We start from the raw sequence: 653 nt of genomic DNA on the forward strand, positions 1-653 counted from the left end.
GCTGCCTCCAGGAAAGCCTTGCCGGACGGGAAGGCTCTCACGTCATAGCCGGCGTCGCGCAGCCCCCGCGTCAGGATCTGACGCGCGGGCTCATCGGCATCGACCACATAGACGAAGCGCCCGTCAGGGCGGGTGATGTCCTGCGCAACGCCGCCGGCACGGCGGATCCGGCCCTGCGCGTCAGGAATGGGGAAGAAGGTGTTGCGGATCCAGCGCACCACCCCGTCAGAACGGACGATGCGGAACTCCTCGGTGCTGATGTCACCCAGTCTGACGCGTTCAAGCGCGCCTCGCGCGCGCTCTCGATCATCCGGATGGACGAAGCGGCTCCACCGGCTGGGATCGCCAAGCGTGCTTTCGACTGTTTCGCCCCAGATGGCCTCAAAGGCAGGGCTCAGGTATTCGAGGTTCATCGTCTCGAAGTTCATGATCCAAAGGGTGCTGCTGGAGTTCTCGGCGAACTGCCGGAAGCGCTCTTCGCTCTCACGCAGGGCGGCTTCGGCCCGCTTGCGTTCCGTGATGTCCAAGGCGGCTCCCATGAACGCAACGGGACGGCCATGCTCGAACGTGGTCCGGCCCTGGGTGGAGACCCAACGCTCGATCCCATCCCCGATCCCGATCACGCGGTACTCGATGGCGTAGATCCCAGGACC

At 65.2% G+C, this 653-nt stretch carries 1 protein-coding gene; it reads right to left on the minus strand.

Translation table 11 applies throughout. The features are described 5' to 3' along the window. Positions 1-653 (minus strand): PAS domain S-box protein (locus KBI52_RS33820; protein ID WP_210804810.1); only part of this gene is annotated, 653 nt, incomplete at both ends.

The organism is Microvirga sp. HBU67558 (genome assembly GCF_018069605.1).
In the GTDB taxonomy this organism is placed as follows: Bacteria; Pseudomonadota; Alphaproteobacteria; order Rhizobiales; family Beijerinckiaceae; genus Microvirga; species Microvirga terrae.